The organism is Ancylobacter terrae (assembly GCF_045108345.1).
GTDB lineage: Bacteria > Pseudomonadota > Alphaproteobacteria > Rhizobiales > Xanthobacteraceae > Ancylobacter.
This window is the reverse complement of record NZ_JBJGXH010000003.1, coordinates 367,089-383,397: the sequence shown is the minus strand read 5'-3', so window position 1 is coordinate 383,397 and position 16,309 is coordinate 367,089. Positions and strand designations below refer to the sequence as shown.

General features: G+C 68.9%; 16 protein-coding genes. 8 read left to right on the top strand and 8 right to left on the bottom strand.

Features of this window, described 5'->3' with window-relative positions; translation table 11 throughout:
* Positions 1-184: 184 nt before the first annotated feature.
* The 6 genes from ACEUEL_RS18315 to hemC all read left to right on the top strand — a co-directional run bounded on the left by ACEUEL_RS18315 (position 185) and on the right by hemC (position 5,703).
* Entirely contained in the window at positions 185-1,069 is an 885-nt protein-coding gene (locus ACEUEL_RS18315) for a polysaccharide deacetylase family protein (protein ID WP_405708318.1), read from the top strand.
* Positions 1,070-1,085: 16 nt separating this feature from the next.
* Positions 1,086-2,243 (top strand): DmpA family aminopeptidase, encoded by a 1,158-nt coding sequence (locus ACEUEL_RS18310; protein ID WP_405708316.1) that lies wholly within the window; start codon positions 1,086-1,088, stop codon positions 2,241-2,243.
* A 1-nt stretch (position 2,244) separates the two neighbouring features.
* Entirely contained in the window at positions 2,245-2,769 is a 525-nt protein-coding gene (locus ACEUEL_RS18305; protein ID WP_405708313.1) for an Lrp/AsnC family transcriptional regulator, read from the top strand.
* The gene (cofE, locus tag ACEUEL_RS18300) at positions 2,766-3,539 is read left to right on the top strand and encodes a coenzyme F420-0:L-glutamate ligase (RefSeq protein ID WP_405708310.1); all 774 of its coding nucleotides are present in this window, start codon (positions 2,766-2,768) and stop codon (positions 3,537-3,539) included. The genes ACEUEL_RS18305 and cofE overlap by 4 nt, the downstream gene beginning before the upstream one ends.
* A 327-nt stretch (positions 3,540-3,866) precedes the next feature.
* A complete protein-coding gene (locus tag ACEUEL_RS18295; protein WP_405708307.1) occupies positions 3,867-4,604 on the top strand; it encodes a TerC family protein in 738 nt (245 codons plus the stop codon).
* A 133-nt stretch (positions 4,605-4,737) separates the two neighbouring features.
* Positions 4,738-5,703 carry a hydroxymethylbilane synthase gene (gene hemC, locus ACEUEL_RS18290; RefSeq protein WP_405708305.1) on the top strand — a complete coding sequence of 322 codons (966 nt, stop codon included), beginning with the start codon at positions 4,738-4,740 and terminating at the stop codon, positions 5,701-5,703.
* Positions 5,704-5,864: 161 nt separating this feature from the next.
* Here the strand turns inward: hemC and ACEUEL_RS18285 are convergent, their stop codons facing one another.
* Complete coding sequence (locus tag ACEUEL_RS18285; RefSeq protein ID WP_405708302.1) at positions 5,865-7,262, bottom strand: leucyl aminopeptidase family protein; 1,398 nt, start codon at positions 7,260-7,262, stop codon at positions 5,865-5,867.
* A 132-nt stretch (positions 7,263-7,394) separates the two neighbouring features.
* Here ACEUEL_RS18285 and ACEUEL_RS18280 point away from each other — a divergent pair, with 132 nt between their 5' ends.
* Positions 7,395-8,348, top strand: a complete 954-nt coding sequence (locus ACEUEL_RS18280; protein ID WP_405708300.1) for a tetratricopeptide repeat protein — start codon at positions 7,395-7,397, stop codon at positions 8,346-8,348.
* A 25-nt stretch (positions 8,349-8,373) separates the two neighbouring features.
* Here the strand turns inward: ACEUEL_RS18280 and ACEUEL_RS18275 are convergent, their stop codons facing one another.
* The 5 genes from ACEUEL_RS18275 to ACEUEL_RS18255 form a co-directional block, all read right to left on the bottom strand.
* Positions 8,374-9,417, bottom strand: a complete 1,044-nt coding sequence (locus tag ACEUEL_RS18275) for an ABC transporter substrate-binding protein (RefSeq protein ID WP_405708297.1) — start codon at positions 9,415-9,417, stop codon at positions 8,374-8,376.
* A gap of 47 nt (positions 9,418-9,464) precedes the next feature.
* Complete coding sequence (locus ACEUEL_RS18270) at positions 9,465-10,388, bottom strand: alpha/beta hydrolase (protein WP_405708294.1); 924 nt, start codon at positions 10,386-10,388, stop codon at positions 9,465-9,467.
* A 23-nt stretch (positions 10,389-10,411) separates the two neighbouring features.
* Positions 10,412-11,524, bottom strand: a complete 1,113-nt coding sequence (locus tag ACEUEL_RS18265; RefSeq protein WP_405708291.1) for an ABC transporter ATP-binding protein — start codon at positions 11,522-11,524, stop codon at positions 10,412-10,414.
* Positions 11,524-13,266 carry an ABC transporter permease gene (locus ACEUEL_RS18260; protein WP_405708288.1) on the bottom strand — a complete coding sequence of 581 codons (1,743 nt, stop codon included), beginning with the start codon at positions 13,264-13,266 and terminating at the stop codon, positions 11,524-11,526. The genes ACEUEL_RS18265 and ACEUEL_RS18260 overlap by 1 nt, the downstream gene beginning before the upstream one ends.
* Before the next feature lie 108 nt (positions 13,267-13,374).
* Entirely contained in the window at positions 13,375-14,235 is an 861-nt protein-coding gene (locus ACEUEL_RS18255) for a fumarylacetoacetate hydrolase family protein (protein ID WP_405708286.1), read from the bottom strand.
* 180 nt (positions 14,236-14,415) lie between these two features.
* On the opposite strand from ACEUEL_RS18255, the gene ACEUEL_RS18250 reads away from it, so the two are divergent.
* Positions 14,416-15,102, top strand: a complete 687-nt coding sequence (locus ACEUEL_RS18250; protein WP_405708283.1) for a FadR/GntR family transcriptional regulator — start codon at positions 14,416-14,418, stop codon at positions 15,100-15,102.
* Positions 15,103-15,118: 16 nt separating this feature from the next.
* Here ACEUEL_RS18250 and ACEUEL_RS18245 read toward each other — a convergent pair whose 3' ends face one another.
* Both ACEUEL_RS18245 and ACEUEL_RS18240 read right to left on the bottom strand, forming a co-directional pair.
* Positions 15,119-15,733 carry a histidine phosphatase family protein gene (locus ACEUEL_RS18245; protein ID WP_405708280.1) on the bottom strand — a complete coding sequence of 205 codons (615 nt, stop codon included), beginning with the start codon at positions 15,731-15,733 and terminating at the stop codon, positions 15,119-15,121.
* A complete protein-coding gene (locus ACEUEL_RS18240; protein WP_405708277.1) occupies positions 15,730-16,308 on the bottom strand; it encodes a hypothetical protein in 579 nt (192 codons plus the stop codon). The genes ACEUEL_RS18245 and ACEUEL_RS18240 overlap by 4 nt, the downstream gene beginning before the upstream one ends.
* Position 16,309: the final 1 nt, after the last annotated feature.

Sequence of the window (16,309 nt, the reverse complement as noted above, 5' to 3'; positions counted from 1 at the left end):
GCCGCTTGTCCGGGAAACAGGACGTTCAAAAGGCGCGCCGCATGACGAGCGCTTGTGCGAAGGCGCGATGCGCCGTCATCCTGAGGTGCCCGGGCGCCGCGCGGGCCTCGCAGGATGTCCGGTGCGCTGCGGGCAGAGCCGATTTTCAGACCGCCCTTGAACGGGTGCGGAGGGACCGGGCTTCATGATCGACAATCCCCCGCCCTGGCCGAACGGCGCGCGCTGCGCCGTCGCCTTCTCCTTCGATATCGACGCCGACAGCGTGGTGCACGCCGCCCACCGCGCCCGCGCGCCCGACCTGCCGCAGGCGCTCGCCCATATGCGCTACGATCCCTTCGTCGGGACGCCCCGGCTGGCGCGGCTGTTCGGCGAGCGCGGCGTGCCGATCACCGCCTTCGCCCCCGGCTGGGTGATCGAGACCTACCCGCAGGCGATCGAGGCGATCCTGAAGCACGGCGGCGAGATCGGCCATCACGGCCATTTCCACGAGCGGCCGAGCGATCAGGGCGAGGAGGCCGAGCGCGAGACGCTGGCGCACGGCAGCGCGATCATCGAGCGCTTCTGCGGCCGGCGCCCGCGCGGCTACCGCGCGCCCTATTACGCGCTGTCGCGCGCGACTTTCGACCTGCTGATCGAAGCCGGCTTCGCCTACGATTCCTCGCTTTTCGCCGACGACGTGCCGATCCTGCTCGACAATGGCCGGGGCACGCTGGTCGAGCTGCCGGTGCCCGCCTCGGTGGACGACTACAACCAGTATGTCTCCAGCCGCGCCTTCGATTACCTGATGAAGGTGTCGGCGCCCTCGCAGGCGCTGGCGGTGTTCCGCGAGGAGTTCAACGCGCTCTGGCAGTTCGGCGGGCTGTGGGTCTCGGTCTGGCACCCGGCGGTCAGCGGGCGCCCGGCGCAGGCGCTCGCCATCGCCGAGCTGATCGAGCACATGCGGGCGACCGGCGACGTGTGGTTCGCCACCCTGTCCGAGATCGCCGATCATGTGCGCGCGCTGATGGCGGCGGGGACGTGGCGCCCGCGCGTCGAGACGGTTCCATTTTACCGTGATCCGGTGTTCTGAACCGCGGATGAAAGCGATGACACTGACTGCACCGACCGCACCGATCGTCCACCTCACTGCACCGACCGGTCACCCCCGCGCGCGGGCCTTTGCCATCCCCTTCGACGGGGTGCCGGGGCCGAACAACGCCATCACCGACGTGCCCGGCGTAAGCGTCGGATATTCGACGCTGATTTCCGGCGAGGGGCCGCTGAAGGTGGGCGAGGGACCCGTCCGCACCGGCGTCACCGCCATCCTGCCGCGCCCGCCCGGGCAGTTGGAAGTGCCTGTATTCGCAGGGCTTTACAGCATGAACGGCAATGGCGAGATGAGCGGCTCGCACCTGATCGAGGAGATCGGCGCGTTCAATTTCCCCATCACCATCACCAACACCCACGCCTGCGGCCTTACCCGCGACGCCACCCTGCGCTGGGTGGCGAAGGCCCGGCCGGACGCGCTGGAAGACGCCTGGGGATTGCCGGTGGCGGCCGAGACCTATGACGGCTTCCTGAACGATATCAACGGTTTCCATGTGCGCGAGGAACACGTCGTCGCCGCCATCGAGGGCGCGACGGACGGGCCGATCGCCGAGGGCAGCGTCGGCGGCGGCACCGGGATGATCGCCTTCCAGTTCAAGGCCGGCTCGGGCACCGCCTCGCGCCGCGTCGCCTTCGCGGGCGAGACCTATACCGTCGGCGCCTTCGTCCAGGCGAATTTCGGTAAGCGGATCAATCTCTTGATCCGGGGCCGCCGGGCCGGTCGCGAACTCGGCGAGCCGGCGATGATCGAGCGCACGCCGCGCGCGGAGAAGGGCTCCATCATTGCCATCGTCGCGACCGACGCGCCCTTCCTGCCCCACCAGCTCAAGCGCCTCGCCCGCCGCATCCCGCTCGGCGTCGCGGCCACGGGGGGCTATGGCTATCACTCGTCCGGCGATATTTTCCTTGCTTTTTCAACGGCTAATGGACCGGCCGCGGGCGGTGCCGGTGGGCGCCTGTCGCAGGCGGCGTTCGTGCCGGAGGCCGATATCGACCCGTTCTTTGACGCCGTGGTGCAGAGCGTCGAGGAAGCCATCCTGAATTCGCTGGTCTCCAACGGCGACATGACAGGTCGCGATGGCAATTTCGTCCCGGCTTTGCCAAAAGACTGGCTGAGCAGCAATTTTGGCCCGCAGGACGGGCTTCGGGAGCGGTGAGATGGCGGCGGACAGGCTGGACCCGGTGGATGTGCGGATCCTGGCGCTGCTCCAGAAGAACGGCCGCATCAAGAAAGTCGACCTCGCCTCGGCGATCGGCTTGTCGCTTTCCTCCTGCTGGGACCGCCTGCAGAAGATGGAGCAGGCCGGCTATGTGCGCGGCTATCGCGGCGAGATCGACCTGGCGCGCCTCGTCAAGACCGAGCTTATTTTCACCACTCTGACGCTTCAGCACCACACCGGCGCGCATTTCTCCCGCTTCGAGCAGGTTGTCCGGAATGTCCCGGAAGTATTGTCCTGCCACGCCGTGGGGGGTGGTATCGATTATATCCTGCAGATCATCGCCCGAAACATCGGACACTACCAGGAGATCATCGACGATCTGCTGACGCGCGAGATCGGCATATCGGTTTATTTCACCTATGTCGTGACCAAGACCATCAAGCGCTTCGAGGGCTACCCGCTCGCGGAACTGCTGGAGCAGGACGAACCCGGCGCGGAGACGACGCGCGCGAGGTCGCGGTGATCCCGCCCGCCCGGCTGGAGCTGATCGCCGTCCCCGGTCTGCCGCTGATCGCCGCGGGCGATGACCTCCCCCGCCTGATCCACGACGCGCTGTCGGCCGCCGGCCAACCCCTCGTCGAGGGGGATATCGTTGTCATCGCCCAGAAGATCGTCTCCAAGGCGGAAGGCCGCCGCATCCGCCTCGCCGATGTCGAGCCGTCCGCCGAGGCTCTGGCGCTGGCCGGCGAGGTCGGCAAGGATCCGAGACTCATCGAACTGATCCTCACCGAGAGCCGCCGCATCGTCCGCAAGCGCCCGGGCGTGCTGATCGTCGAGCACCGGCTCGGCCTCGTCATGGCCAATGCCGGCATCGACCAGTCGAACATCGGCGGCGCGGAATCCGATCCCGCCGCGCTGCTGCTCCCGCTCGACCCCGATGCCAGCGCGGCTCGTCTCGCCGAGGGCTTTTCGGGGCGCGCGGGCGTGCGGGTCGGCGTCGTGATCAATGACAGCTTCGGGCGCCCGTGGCGGCAGGGCACCGTCGGCGTCGCCATCGGCGCGGCCGGCCTTGCGGCACTCGTCGACCGGCGCGGCGATCCGGACCTGTTCGGCCGCACGCTGCGTGTCACCGTCATCGCTCATGCCGACGAGATCGCCGCCGCGGCGTCGCTGCTGATGGGGCAGGCCGACGAGGGACGCCCGGCGGTGGTGGTGCGCGGCCTCGCTTCGGCGGGACCGGAGGCGCCGGCGCGGGCGCTCATCCGCCCGGCGGGGGAAGACCTGTTCCGCTGAAGGCGCGCCCTCACGGACGGTAGCGGAACGCTTTCCGCCGATCCGCGTTCAAGCTGTCGCGCAGGCCCGTGAAGCAGCGCGTCAGGAGGTTTCAGGCACCGTCTTGTCGGCCGCGTGGCGTCACGCTACAGTCCCTGCAACCCGATCCGGGCCCCTCTGACGCTAGCCCTGCCGGCGCTCGCGTGATGTCGGATCCTTCCCGATGTCCGCCGGCCGAGAGAATCAATGCGTCGCTTATCGCATCCCCTACCCATGCCTGCCGCCCTGCTGGCGGCCGCTGTCGCTTATCTCCCTACCCTCGATCACGACCTGACCGGGCGCTGAGCCATGGAACAACTCATCGAACTTGCCGCCAGCCCGGCCGCCTGGGCGGCGCTCGCGACGCTGATCGCCATGGAAGTGGTGCTCGGCATCGACAACCTGATCTTCATTTCCATTCTCACCAACAAGCTGCCCGAGCACCAGCGCACCAAGGGCCGGCGGATCGGCATCGGCCTCGCGCTGATCATGCGCCTCGCTTTGCTCGGCACGGTGGCCCTCATCGTGCGCCTCACCCAGCCGATCTTTTCGGTGTTCGGCCACGATTTCTCGTGGCGCGACATCATCCTGATCCTCGGCGGCCTGTTCCTCGTGTGGAAGGCGACGCGCGAGATCCATGAGAGCGTCGATCCGCGCGCCCATGCCGAGCAGACCATGAGCCAGGCGGTGACCATCAGCTTCGGCGCGGCGATCGTCCAGATCATCATGCTGGATCTCGTCTTTTCGATCGACAGCATCATCACCGCCGTCGGCATGACCGAGCACATCCCGATCATGGTCATCGCCGTCATCGTCGCGGTGCTGGTGATGCTGCTGGCGGCCGACCCGCTCGCCCGCTTCATCGCCGCGAACCCGACCATCGTCATGCTGGCGCTGGGCTTCCTGATCATGATCGGCATGACGCTGATCGCGGAAGGTTTCGGGGCGCACGTGCCCAAGGGCTATGTCTACACCGCGATGGCCTTCTCGACGGCGGTCGAGGCGCTCAACATGCTCGCGCGCCGGGCCAAGACGCGCACGCACTGATGTCGCTGCGGCCCGGCGGCGTCCTGTCGCCGGGCCCGTTCCTCATCGCCATTTGTCAAACCCGCGAGGGAGCGACTATAGACCTGCGGCCCCGTCCAAGGGGCGCAGGCGCGGCGAGACGGGATGTGAGGCGATGTCGAAAGTCTTCAGGATCGGGACCCGCGCCAGCAAGATGGCGCTCGCGCAGAGCGAGGCGGTCCGGGCCGCGCTGCAGGCCGCCTTTCCCGAGCACCGCTTCGAACTCGTCACCCGCCCGGCTCCGGCCGATCGCGACCACAAGAGCCGGCTCGGGGCGCTGGGCGGCAAGGGCGGCGCCTTCATCCAGGCGATGCGCGACATGATGACCGCCGGCGAGGCGGACATGGCGATGCACTCGCTGAAGGATCTGCCCGGCAATGACGAGTATTACGCCGAGACCGGCTTCGCCATCGGCGCCTGCCTGCCCCGCGACGACGCGCGCGACGCGCTGGTGCTGCGCGAGAGCGTGACCGCGCCGGCGGTGATCGGCACCTCCTCCATCCGCCGCCGGGCCTTCCTGCGCCGGCTTTTTCCGGACGCCGAGGTGGTGGCCTTTCGCGGCTCGGCCGATCTGCGGCTCGACCGGCTCGATCGCGGCACGCCGATGGAGTTCAACTATGGCGGCTCGACGCCGCCGGTGGAAGCCGTGGTGCTGGCCAAGGCGGGCCTGCAGCGGATCGACCTCGGCCACCGAATCTCGCGCGTGCTGGAGGTCGAGGAGATGTGCCCGGCAGTGGGGCAGGGCGTCGTCATCGTCGAGTACCAGAGCGGCAATGACGAGATCGGTCGGCTGCTGGCCGCGATCAACCACCGCGCCACCACCTTCCTCTACCAGGCCGAGCGCGCCATGCTGCGCGAGCTCAACGGCCACTGCGATTCCTCCATCGGCGGCTATGCAACGATCGAGGGCGGGCGGCTGCATCTGCGTGGCGTCGTGGTCTCGGCGGACGGGCGCAGCCTCGTCGAGGTGATCGATTCGACGCCCAACGCCGCCCCCGCCGATCTCGGCGCCCGCGTCGGCGAGCGGCTCAACGCGCTCGGCGCCCAGACCATCATCGAGGAAAGCCGCTACATCGACTGAGGCGGCGGGTCGCCTGCGGGACGTGGGCGCGGGAAATGGTTGCGGCAACGCGGGTCCGTCATCCCAGAACGGCCGGCAGGTCGTGTCCGGGATCGCCGGCACGGTGGCTCCGACACGCTACACCGGCTCTTCGGCCTGCATGACGGGATCGAACACCCGCCTCAGGCGCCGAATCGCTCGGCGATCAGCGCGTCGAGGGCGCGGATGGTCTGCGCCTCGCCGCCCTCCGGCCGGCCCGGTCGGGATGAGGGGTTCCAGGCGTAGATGTCGAGGTGCAGCCAGGATTTCGCCTGCCCCACGAAGCGCTTGAGGAACAGCGCGGCGGTGATGGAACCGGCAAAACCCGAGCCGGGGGCGTTGTTGAGATCGGCGATCGGGCTGTCCAGCATCGCGGCGTAACCCGGCCACAGCGGCAGCCGCCAGAGCGGATCGGCTTCCGCAACGGCATGGCGGGCGAGGTCGGCGGCGAGCGTCTCGTCATCCGTATAGGCCGGCGGCAGTTGCGGGCCGAGCGCCACGCGCGCGGCCCCCGTCAGGGTGGCGAGGTCGATCAGCAGCTCCGGCGCCTCCTCATCGGCGAGGGTCAGCGCGTCGGCGAGGATCAGGCGCCCTTCCGCATCGGTGTTGCCGATCTCGACCGAGAGACCCTTGCGGCTGGCGAGAATATCGCCGGGGCGGAAGGCGGAGCCGTCGATGGCGTTCTCCACCGCCGGGATCAGCACCCGCAGCCGTATCTTCAGGCCACGACCCATGATCATGGCGGCGAGGCCGAGCGCGTTCGCGGCCCCGCCCATGTCCTTCTTCATCAAGAGCATGCCGCTCGACGGCTTGATGTCGAGCCCGCCGGTATCGAAGGCGACGCCCTTGCCGACGATGGTCACCTTCGGCGCATCCGGATCGCCCCAGACGAGGTCGATGAGGCGCGGTGCGCGCGGGCTGGCGCGACCGACCGCGTGGATCATCGGCAGGTTGGCGGCAAGCAGCTCCGCGCCGCGCGTCACCGTGATGGCGGCGCCGTGGCGGCTGGCGAGGGCGCGGGCGGCGTCCTCGATCTCGGCGGGGCCGAGGTCGTTGGCGGGCGTGTTGACCAGGTCCCGCGCCAGCGCCACCGCCGCTGCCGTGCGCGCCAGCATGCCGGCATCCACGCCGTCGGGCACCACGAGGCGCGCCGTGCCGCCCGGCCGCTTGCGGTAGCGCTCGAAACGGTAGCCGCCGAGCGCGAAGCCGAGCACGGCGAGGCGCGCATCCGGCGGCGCCAGTGCGAGGCGCCAGTCGCCGGTCGGCAACACGGTGGCGAGCTTGCCGAAGGCGAGCGGGTCCGCGCCCGCCGCGTCGGAGAACGCGAACAGCGCGCCGGCGAGCCCGCCATCCGCACCCGGCAACAGCACATGCGCGCCGGCATCGGCCCTGAATCCAGCGGCGCGGGCATAGGTGAGCGCGGCCGGCGGCGGCGCCTCGGGTCCGGCTCCCCCGGTCCAGCTCCCGTCCTTCCAGTCGCGTGCGGTAAGGCACCAGACCGGCAGGGCGTCGGGCGAGGCGGCGATCAGGCGGTCGCTCATGGCAGGCACTCCGGGGACGGGTGGCTCGGCCTAACATGGCGCCGGCCGGGGCGGAAGACGGCACCCCTTAACCGCTTGTTAGGGTTAATGCTCCATGAAGAGGCAAGGGCATGCCGCCCGCCGGAGATGGTCATGCGTTCGCTTCTGGTCACCCGCGCGCAACCCGTTCGCGCGCCGCGCCGTGCGCTGGTGGCACTGGCGCTTGCGGGCAGCGCGGCCCTCCTGCTTGGCGGCTGCCAGACCAGTTCGCGCTCGCTGACCGCCAACGCTACCGGTTCCATTTCGCAATCGGCCCCGTCCGCTGGCCGCCCGGCCCAGCTCGCCGAACTCGAGCAGCGCTATGCTGCCGATCCGGCCGATGCCGCGGCAGGCCTCGCCTATGGCAACGCGCTGCGGGCGACCGGTCAGCGCGCGCAGGCGACCGCCGTGCTGCAGCAGACCGCCATCAAGAACCCGCGCGATACCCGGGTGCTCGGCGCCTACGGGCGCGCGCTCGCCGAGAACGGACAGCTCCAGCAGTCGCTCGACGTGCTCGCCCGCGCCCACACGCCGGACCGGCCGGACTGGCGCATCCTCAACGTGCAGGGCGCCGTGCTCGACCAGATGGGCCGGCCCGAGGAAGCGCGCAAATATTACGAGACGGCGTTGAAGATCGCCCCGGACGAGCCGACCATCCTCGCCAATCTCGGCCTTTCCTACGCATTGTCGAAGAACCTGCCACAGGCCGAGGCGACGCTGCGCCAGGCCGCCGCCAGCCCGAAGGCGGACCTGCGCGTGCGGCAGAACCTCGCCCTCGTCCTCAGCCTCCAGGGGCGGATGGGCGAAGCGGAGCAGCTGGCGCGTGCCGATCTGTCGCCGGAGGAGGCGCAGGCGAGCGTGGCCGCGATGCGCCGCCTGGCGGCCGCGGGCGGCGCCAAGCCCCAGGGCGGCAGCACCGTGGCCACCACGCGGCCGGCGGCCCGCGGCGCGGTGGCCTCGGGCGCACCGCAGCTGCGCAGCACGCCCGCTGCCCCCGACGATGCCTCCGCGCCGCTGTCGCTCGCACCCCAGCCGGCCAAGGTCGCCGCCTGGGGCACCGCGCAGTAACGAGCCCCCGCTTGCGCGGGCGGCATCAGCGGAAGATGTTGTTGAACTCGTCCTTGATCTTGCCGGCGTTCTTTTCGAGCGCGGCATAGTCGACCGGCAGGACGGTCAGTTCCGTCAGCTTGGGGCCTCCCTCGGGCGGGGCGATGTCAGAGCGGGCCGAATAGCCGCCATCCGCCGGGAAGATGTTCTGCGCCGCCGGGCTGATCATGAACTCGGCGAAGGCCTTGGCCGCATTCGGGTTCGGGCTGCCCTTCACCACGGCGGTCGGGGAGGGGATCACGAAGGTGCCGTCGGCCGGATAGACGGTGATGATCTCGTGGCCGTCCTTGCGGTCCTCGGCGGCGTAGGAATCGAGCGCGCCGACCGCGATCAGCCGCTCGCCGCGCTTGAGATTGTCCGATACCTGCTGGTTGCCCTGCACGACCATCACATTGTTGTCTGCCAGCTTCTTGTAGTAGCCCCAGCCCAGCTTCTGCGACAGCGTGCCGACCACCGACAGCTGCAGCGAGGTGAAGGACGGGTCGGTCATCACCAGCTTGCCGTCATATTTCGCGTTGGTCAGATCGGTCCATTTGGCCGGGCGCTCGCCGGCCGCGATCTTGTCGCCGCGCATGTAGATGGTGATGAGGTTGAGGCGTTGACCGATCCAGGCGCCGTTCGGGTCCTTCGCCTCGGCGGGCACCTTTTCAAAGTCCTTGGGCTTGAACGGGATGAACAGCCCCTGCTCGGCCATCACGTTCGAGGCCGCGGGGTCCGACGTCGTCAGCACGTCGGCGGCGACCCGGCCGGCCGAGACCTCCTGGTTGAAGCGGCGCAGGATGGCCGAGCCGCCCGAGCGGAACAGCTCCACCTTGATCCCGGTCTGCTCCTCGAACAGGCGCGCCAGCTTGTTGGCCTGCTCGATGGGGGTGGAGGTGTACCACACCACCTTGCCCTCGCTCTTGGCCTTGGCGAGATCGACCTCGTCGGCCGCCGCAGCGCCGGCCATGCCGACGACCGCGCCGCCCAGGATGAGCCCCAGGGCGGCGACGACGCACCGCCGCGACGCGGCGCCCGTTTGCTGAGTCATGATGTCCTCCCGTAGCGTTGATTTTGTTGTGTCGTGGCCCTGCCGGTTCAGCCGCGATAGAGCGGCTCCGGCTGGGTGAAGAAGGCGTGCAGGATGTGCAGCACCAGCATGTAGTTCTTCTGCTGGAACGAGGCGTGCGAGATGCCTGGCATCACCGCGAACTGCTTGTCGGAGTTGGGCAGGCGCTTGAAGAACTCGACCAGGTCGTCGAAGCCGGCGATGCCGTCATACTCGCCGCGCATCACGATGGTCGGCACGGTGATCCTGGTCGGATCGATCACCGGCAGGTTGGTGCACATGTCGATATAGGTGCCGTTCGGCATGGAATCGTCGAGCGCCAGGATGGCGTCGGCGAAGGCCTCGATCACCCGGTCCTCCGCCGTGCCGGGATGGTCGCGGTTGAAGATCGAGTAGACGAAGGCCTTGTCGATGGGCCGCCGGCCGCCCGCGGGGAAGTCCGGCAGCTTCTTGCGCCGGTTCTCCAGCGTATGGCTGCCCTCGCCGGTCCACACGAAGGCATCGAGCGCAAGACGCCTCACCCGTTCCGGATGCGCCTGCGCGAAGGTGGCCGCGCGCAGCGCGCCGGAGGAGATGCCGTAGACGAGGAAGTCCTTCGCCCCGGTCTCGCCCATGATGTAGTCGGTGGCGGCGGCGACGTCGGCGCCCCCTTCCGCGATCGTCGCCTGCGTGCCGGGGCGCTTGTCGGAGCGGCCATAGCCGCGCATGTCGACGGTCCAGGTCTCGAACCCCTTGTCGACGAAATAGTCCATCGCCGAGGAGAAGGGCCGCCCTGGGATCTGGAGGTCGAATGTCGGCTGCGAGGCCATCGACGAGCCGTGCACGAACAGCACGGTGCCGGCCTTGTCGCGCCCTTCCGGGGTCTTCTGCCACAGGAAGAGCTCGGCATCGCCGTTGCGGGTCCAGTGCTCGCGGCCCGTGACGGCCGGCTTCAGCGCGGATGCGCCCTGCATGATCAACTCCTTGGTCAACGAATCTAGGCGGCGAGCCGGGCCGGTTCGGACGTGCGCGGGAAGACGCTGCATTCCGAGGTATCGATGGCGAGGAAGACCTCGTCGCCGACGGCGAACGGCTCGAGCGGATGGGTCTGGACCCGCAGCACGGCGCCCGAGGGGAGCTGGGTCCAGTATTCGGAGAGGTTGCCGAGATAAGTGTGCTCGGTCACGCGGGCGGCGAGGCGGTGGGTCTCGCTGCGGGCGCGCGCCATGCGGATGCTCTCGGGCCGCACCGCGATGTCGACGCCATCGCCAGCCCGGAGCCGGTCGGCCTGGCGGAGGCCGGTGACCTCCATCCCCTCCACCACCACGGCCGGCGCGCCACCGGTGCCGGCGCGCACCTCGCCCGGCAGGAAGTTCACGATGCCCATGAAGTCGGCGACGATCTTGTTGGCCGGGCGGCGGTAGACCTCGTCCGGCGTGCCGTATTGCTGGAGCGCGCCGCCATGCATCACCGCGATCTGGTCGGAGAGCGCGAGCGCTTCGGACTGGTCATGCGTCACATAGACGAAGGTGATGCCGGTGCGGCGCTGCAGCTGCTTCAGCTCGACCCGCATCTTCTCGCGCAGCTTGGCGTCGAGATTGGACAGCGGCTCGTCGAGCAGGAGGATCCCCGGCTCGACGACGAGGCTGCGGGCGAGCGCGACGCGCTGCTGCTGCCCGCCCGAGAGTTCGTTCGGGAAGCGGCCTTCGAGGCCGTTCAGATTGACCAGCGCGAGGGCGTCGAGCACCTTGCGCCGCGCCTGATCGGTCGGGATCTTGCGCAGCTTGAGGCCGAAGACGACGTTCTCGAACACCGTCTTGTGCGGCCAAACCGCATAGTTTTGGAACACCATGCCCATGCCGCGCCGGTCCGGCGGGGCCACCCCGTCGGGCGACGACACCACCGTGTTGTCCACCCGGATGGTGCCGGCATCGGGCGTGAGGTAGCCGGCGATGAGCCGCAGCGTGGTGGTCTTGCCGCAGCCGGACGGGCCGAGCAGGGTCACGAACTGGTTGTCCTTGATCTCGAGATCGAGGTCGCGCAGCGCGGCCATGCCGCTGTCCTTGCCACCATAGAATTTCGAGAGGCCGTTGATGCGGATGCCAGCCATCAGCCCATCACTCCCGGTCGCGAATTGCCTGAAGCGCCCGTCTTCATGCCGAGCCGGCTGCCGCCGAAATGGCGGGCGATGCCGATGGCGAGCGCGATGATGACCATGTTGACCATGGCGAGAGCGGCGACGGGTTCCGTGTAGCCGGTCTCGTAGAGGTTGTAGACCGCAACCGCCAGGGTGATGGAGGTCGAGGAGAACAGCAGGATCGAGGCGGAGAGTTCCTGGATCACCGGCACGAACACCAGCAGCCAGCCGGCGAACAGGCCCGGCTTGATGAGCGGCAGGGTGATCTCCCGCATCGTCGTGCCCCAGGAGGCGCCGAGGATGCGGGCGCTCTCTTCCAGCGAGGGATCGATCTGCCGGAGCGAGGCGTTCGCCGCCCGCACGCCGAGCGGCACGTAGCGCCCGACATAGGCGAGCAGCAGGATGGCGAAGGTGCCGTAGAGCGCGACCGGCATCGCCAGCCAGAACTGCAACAGCGCCACCGCCATCACGATGCCCGGCAGGCCGAGCGGGATGAGCGAGGCATAGTCCAGCAGGCGTCGACCCGGCAGCTTGGTGCGCACGTCGATCCAGCTGATCGCCGCGCCGAGGAAGACGCAGGCGGTGGCCGCCACGGTGGCGAGCAGCAGGCTGTTGGTGATGGCCCGCCGCGTGACGTCGTAGTCGACGAGCACGAAGCGGTAGTTCTCCAGCGTGAGGTTCTGCCAGAAATTGAGGCCCCAGGACTTGGAGAAGGACACCGCGATCAGCGTGCCGTAGGGCAGCACGATGGCGACAAGGAAGGTGACCACGCAGGCGCCGAACAGCACCCAGCGCCAGCCGCCCAGATCCATCAATTGAGGCCGCGCACCCTTGCCCGCCAGCGTCACATAGGAGCGTCGCGCCAGGAAGGCGCGCTGCAGATACAGCGCCGCCACGGTGATGGCGATGAAGAGCAGCGACAGCGCCGAGGCGGTGCCGAGCTGCGGGGGATAGTCGAACAGCGAATAGATGCGGGTCGGCAGTGTCACGATGCGGCCCGGCAGGCCGATGATCGCCTGGCTGCCGAACAGGGCGATGGCGTTGACGAAGGCGAGCAGCGTGCCCGACAGCACCGCCGGCGCCACCAGCGGCAGGGTGATGGTGAGCGCCGTGCGCAGCTTGCTCGCGCCGAGGATCTGCGCCGCCTCCTCATAGGACGCGTCCACCGATTGCAGCGCCGAGGACGCCAGCAGATAGACGAAGGGGAAGGTGTGCAGCACCGTGACGAAGACGAGGCCGCTCATCGTGAAGATGTTGAAGCCGATGTTCAGCCCCATCACCTCGCGCAGGAACACGTTCACGATGCCCGCATTCGGGCTGAACAGGTTCACGAAGGCGATGGCGGTCAGGAAGGGCGGCGACAGATAGGAGAGCGTCGCCGTGACCTGGATCAGCCCCTTGCCCGGCACGTTGGTCCGGCTCACCGCCCAGGCCAGCGGCACGCCGATGACGACGCTGAGCAACCCGGTCCACGCGCCGAGGACGAGCGAATTGCCGAGCGCCCGCAGATAGGAGCGGCCGGTCAGCGCTTCGGCGAAGAATTCCCCGGTCAGGTGCCCGTCCCGCCACACGCTCGCGAGGATGAGCGAGAGGACGGGCAGGATGACGAGGACGGTCAGCGCGATGATCGCGGCGCCGATGACGATGTTTTCGAGGCGCAGCCATCGCGGCAGGCCACCAGGTCGCGACGCCGTCGCGAGGGCGAGTGAAGCCATTTTTCCTCCCGGAGCCGGCGCACGTTGTCGGGGCTGCGCTTCGGCATGGACGTTCAGGCTCGAGGGGCGCCGCGCCGGCTGGGGTGTCAGCTGGGGCGTGGCGCGGCGTCAGGCAAACGGGTTGCTCAGCGTCCCGAGGCCGGTGATCGACATGGTGACGTTGTCGCCGGCCTTGAGGAATTTCGGCGGGTTGAAGCCCAGGCCGACGCCGGCCGGCGTGCCGGTGGCGATCAGGTCGCCGGGCATCAGCGTCGCCCCGGCGGAAAGGGTCTCGATGAGGCCGGGGATGTCGAAGATGAGATCGCGGGTGTTGGCGTTCTGGCGCAGTTCGCCGTTCACCCAGGTGCGGACCTCGAGATTGTCGATATCCACCTCGTCGGCGGTGGTGATCCACGGGCCCATGGGGCAGAAGCTGTCGAGCGCCTTACCGAGGAACCATTGGCGGTGGTTCTTCTGGCGGTCGCGGGCGGTCACGTCGTTGATGATGGTGTAGCCGAAGATGTGCTTGAGCGCGTCGTCCCGGCGGATGTCCCGGCCGCCCTTGCCGATGACGATGGTGAGTTCGACCTCGTAGTCGACGGCACTGGTGACACGCGGATGGGTATCGACCGGCTCGCCCGGGCCGACGACGCAGGTGCCCGGCTTGGTGAACACGGCCGGGTAGTCGTCGATCTCCGCCCCCTTCACCGCCCCCGCCTCATAGCCGGAATTGGCGAATTCGCGGGCATGGTCGCGGTAGTTCTTGCCGACGCAGAAGATGTTGCGGCTGGGGCGGGGGATGGGGGCCAGCAGGCGAACCTCGGACAGGTCCATGCCGTTGCCGTTCATCTTGATCCGCGGGGCGATCTCGTCGAACCGGCGGATGAGGTCGATCATGTCTTGCGCCTCCATCGGACAGACGCGTTCCGCCTCGGCATCGACGAGGCCGATCTGCTCGCGCCCGGCGTGGAGGAAGGTGGCGAACTTCATGTTTTGCCCTTGATTGGTTGACCAATTTGCCGTGTTATGGCGTTATTGGTCCAAAATAGGTCAACCAGGTCAAGTCAAAACCGGCACGCGAACATGAAATTCTTCGGAAATGACTGGTGCAGGTCGTCTTTATTGGTATACCAAATACGACGAACATGAGCCCAACAGCGGAAGCGGAATATGGATCGCGACCTCGCCGAGCCGAAGCCGACCGTGCAAGTGCATGACTTCCTCGCCTCCGCCATCGGCTCGGGGCGGTACGACGTCGGCGCCAAGCTTCCCACCGAGCGGGCGCTGGCCGAGCAGCTCCGCGTGCCGCGCTCGGCGGTCCGCGACGCTCTGTCGGTGATGGAGGCGCAGGGGCGCGTCGTCCGCATCATCGGCAGCGGCACTTATGTCGCCAAGCCCGCGGAAACGCCGGTCGAGGTTCCCTCGGCCCGCCTCCACGATGCCAGCCCGACCGAGATCATGGCGGCGCGCCTCATCGTCGAGCCGCGCCTGGCGCAGCTCGTCGTGATGAACGCGAAGGCCGCCGATTTCGAGCGTATGGAGGAGTGCAACCGGCGCGGCGAGGCGGCGGACGATTTCGTGGAGTTCGAGACGTGGGACGCCGCGCTGCACCAGGCCATCGCCGAGGCGACGCACAACCCGCTCATCGTCGCGATCTACGCCACCATAACCGGGGCCCGCGAACTCGCCGAATGGGGCGAACTGAAACGCCTCAGCATCACCGCCGAGCGCCGCGACGCCTATCGGCAGGAACACCGGGAGATCGTCGCCGCCCTGCGCGCCCGCGACGGGCGTACGGCCGAGGCGGCCCTCACCGGCCACCTCGCGCGGGTGCGCCGTAACCTGCTGGGCGAGTGATCGGAACGATGGGGATCTACCCCTTTACCCGTCGGCGATAGCCGTCCGGCACGGTGACGTTGAAGGTGCCGTCTCCGACCGCATAGACGGCTCCCTGCCGCACGGGCAGATCGGCGGCCGTTTCCACCGGCATTCCCGTGAGCGCGTGCAGCAGTGCGCGGATGACGCCGCCATGCGTCACGATCACCGCGTCCTCGGTGATCTCGGCGATGGCGGCCTGGGCCCGCTGCGTCAATGCCGCATAGCTCTCCCCGCCCGGCGGCACGAAATGCCAGGGATCGGCGTCACGCGCGGCGACGGCGATCGGATCGCGCCGGCGCAGGTCGAGCCAGGTCGAGCCCTCCCAGCGGCCGAAGGAAAGTTCCTTCAGCCGGTCGTCGCGGCGGAACTCGTCGGGTGGCAGGCCGAGCCCGGCCCGCAATATGGCCATGGTCTGCGCAGCCCGGCTCAGCGGGCTCGCCACATAGCAGCTCGGCCGGTCGAGGCTGAGCTGGCCGATGACGCGCGCCGCGCCGGCCGCCTGCTCGCGGCCGAGATCGTTCAGCGGGATATCGTGGCCACCCTGCAGCCGGCCGGCCAGATTCCAGTCGGTCTCGCCATGGCGGATCAGGAATATCCGCGGCTTGGTCATCGCGCGGGAATGGTGACGACGTGGGTATAGGAACTGCGGAACGGGTAGGCGACGCGCACGGTGATCTGCTGCGGGCGCAGCGGCAGCGGGCCGGCATAGTTGAGCCGGGTGCCGCGCACCTGCCGCCCGAGGCAGAGCGTGTTGCCGCCGTCGACCCCGGTCACGATGAAGGGGCCGATGTCGGTCGACAGCCGGCCGGTGGCGGGGGGCGTCAGCACGGTGATGGTGGGCACCTGCTGCCACTGGCACAGATTGTCGGCGGTGCCCGCGGCGAAGAGCGTGCGCCCGGCGCCGCTGCCCGTGAGCAGAGAGACCGGCGTGCGGCCCCTCCGATCGGTCGGAGGCATGCGATAGCCGGGGAACACCGCGCCGCCCGACCCGAAGATGCGGTCCCAGAGCGGGTATTCCTGGAAGGTCGGCGGCACGCCGTTGTCCGGGACGCCCGGCGGCGGACGCACGATGATCGGCGCGACGCCCTGCGCCTGTGCCGAACCGGCGAGGGTGCCGAGGACTGTTGCGGCGGCCAGGACCGCCAGCGCGGCGCGGCGGACGATCCGGTTGGAGTGCACGGGCATC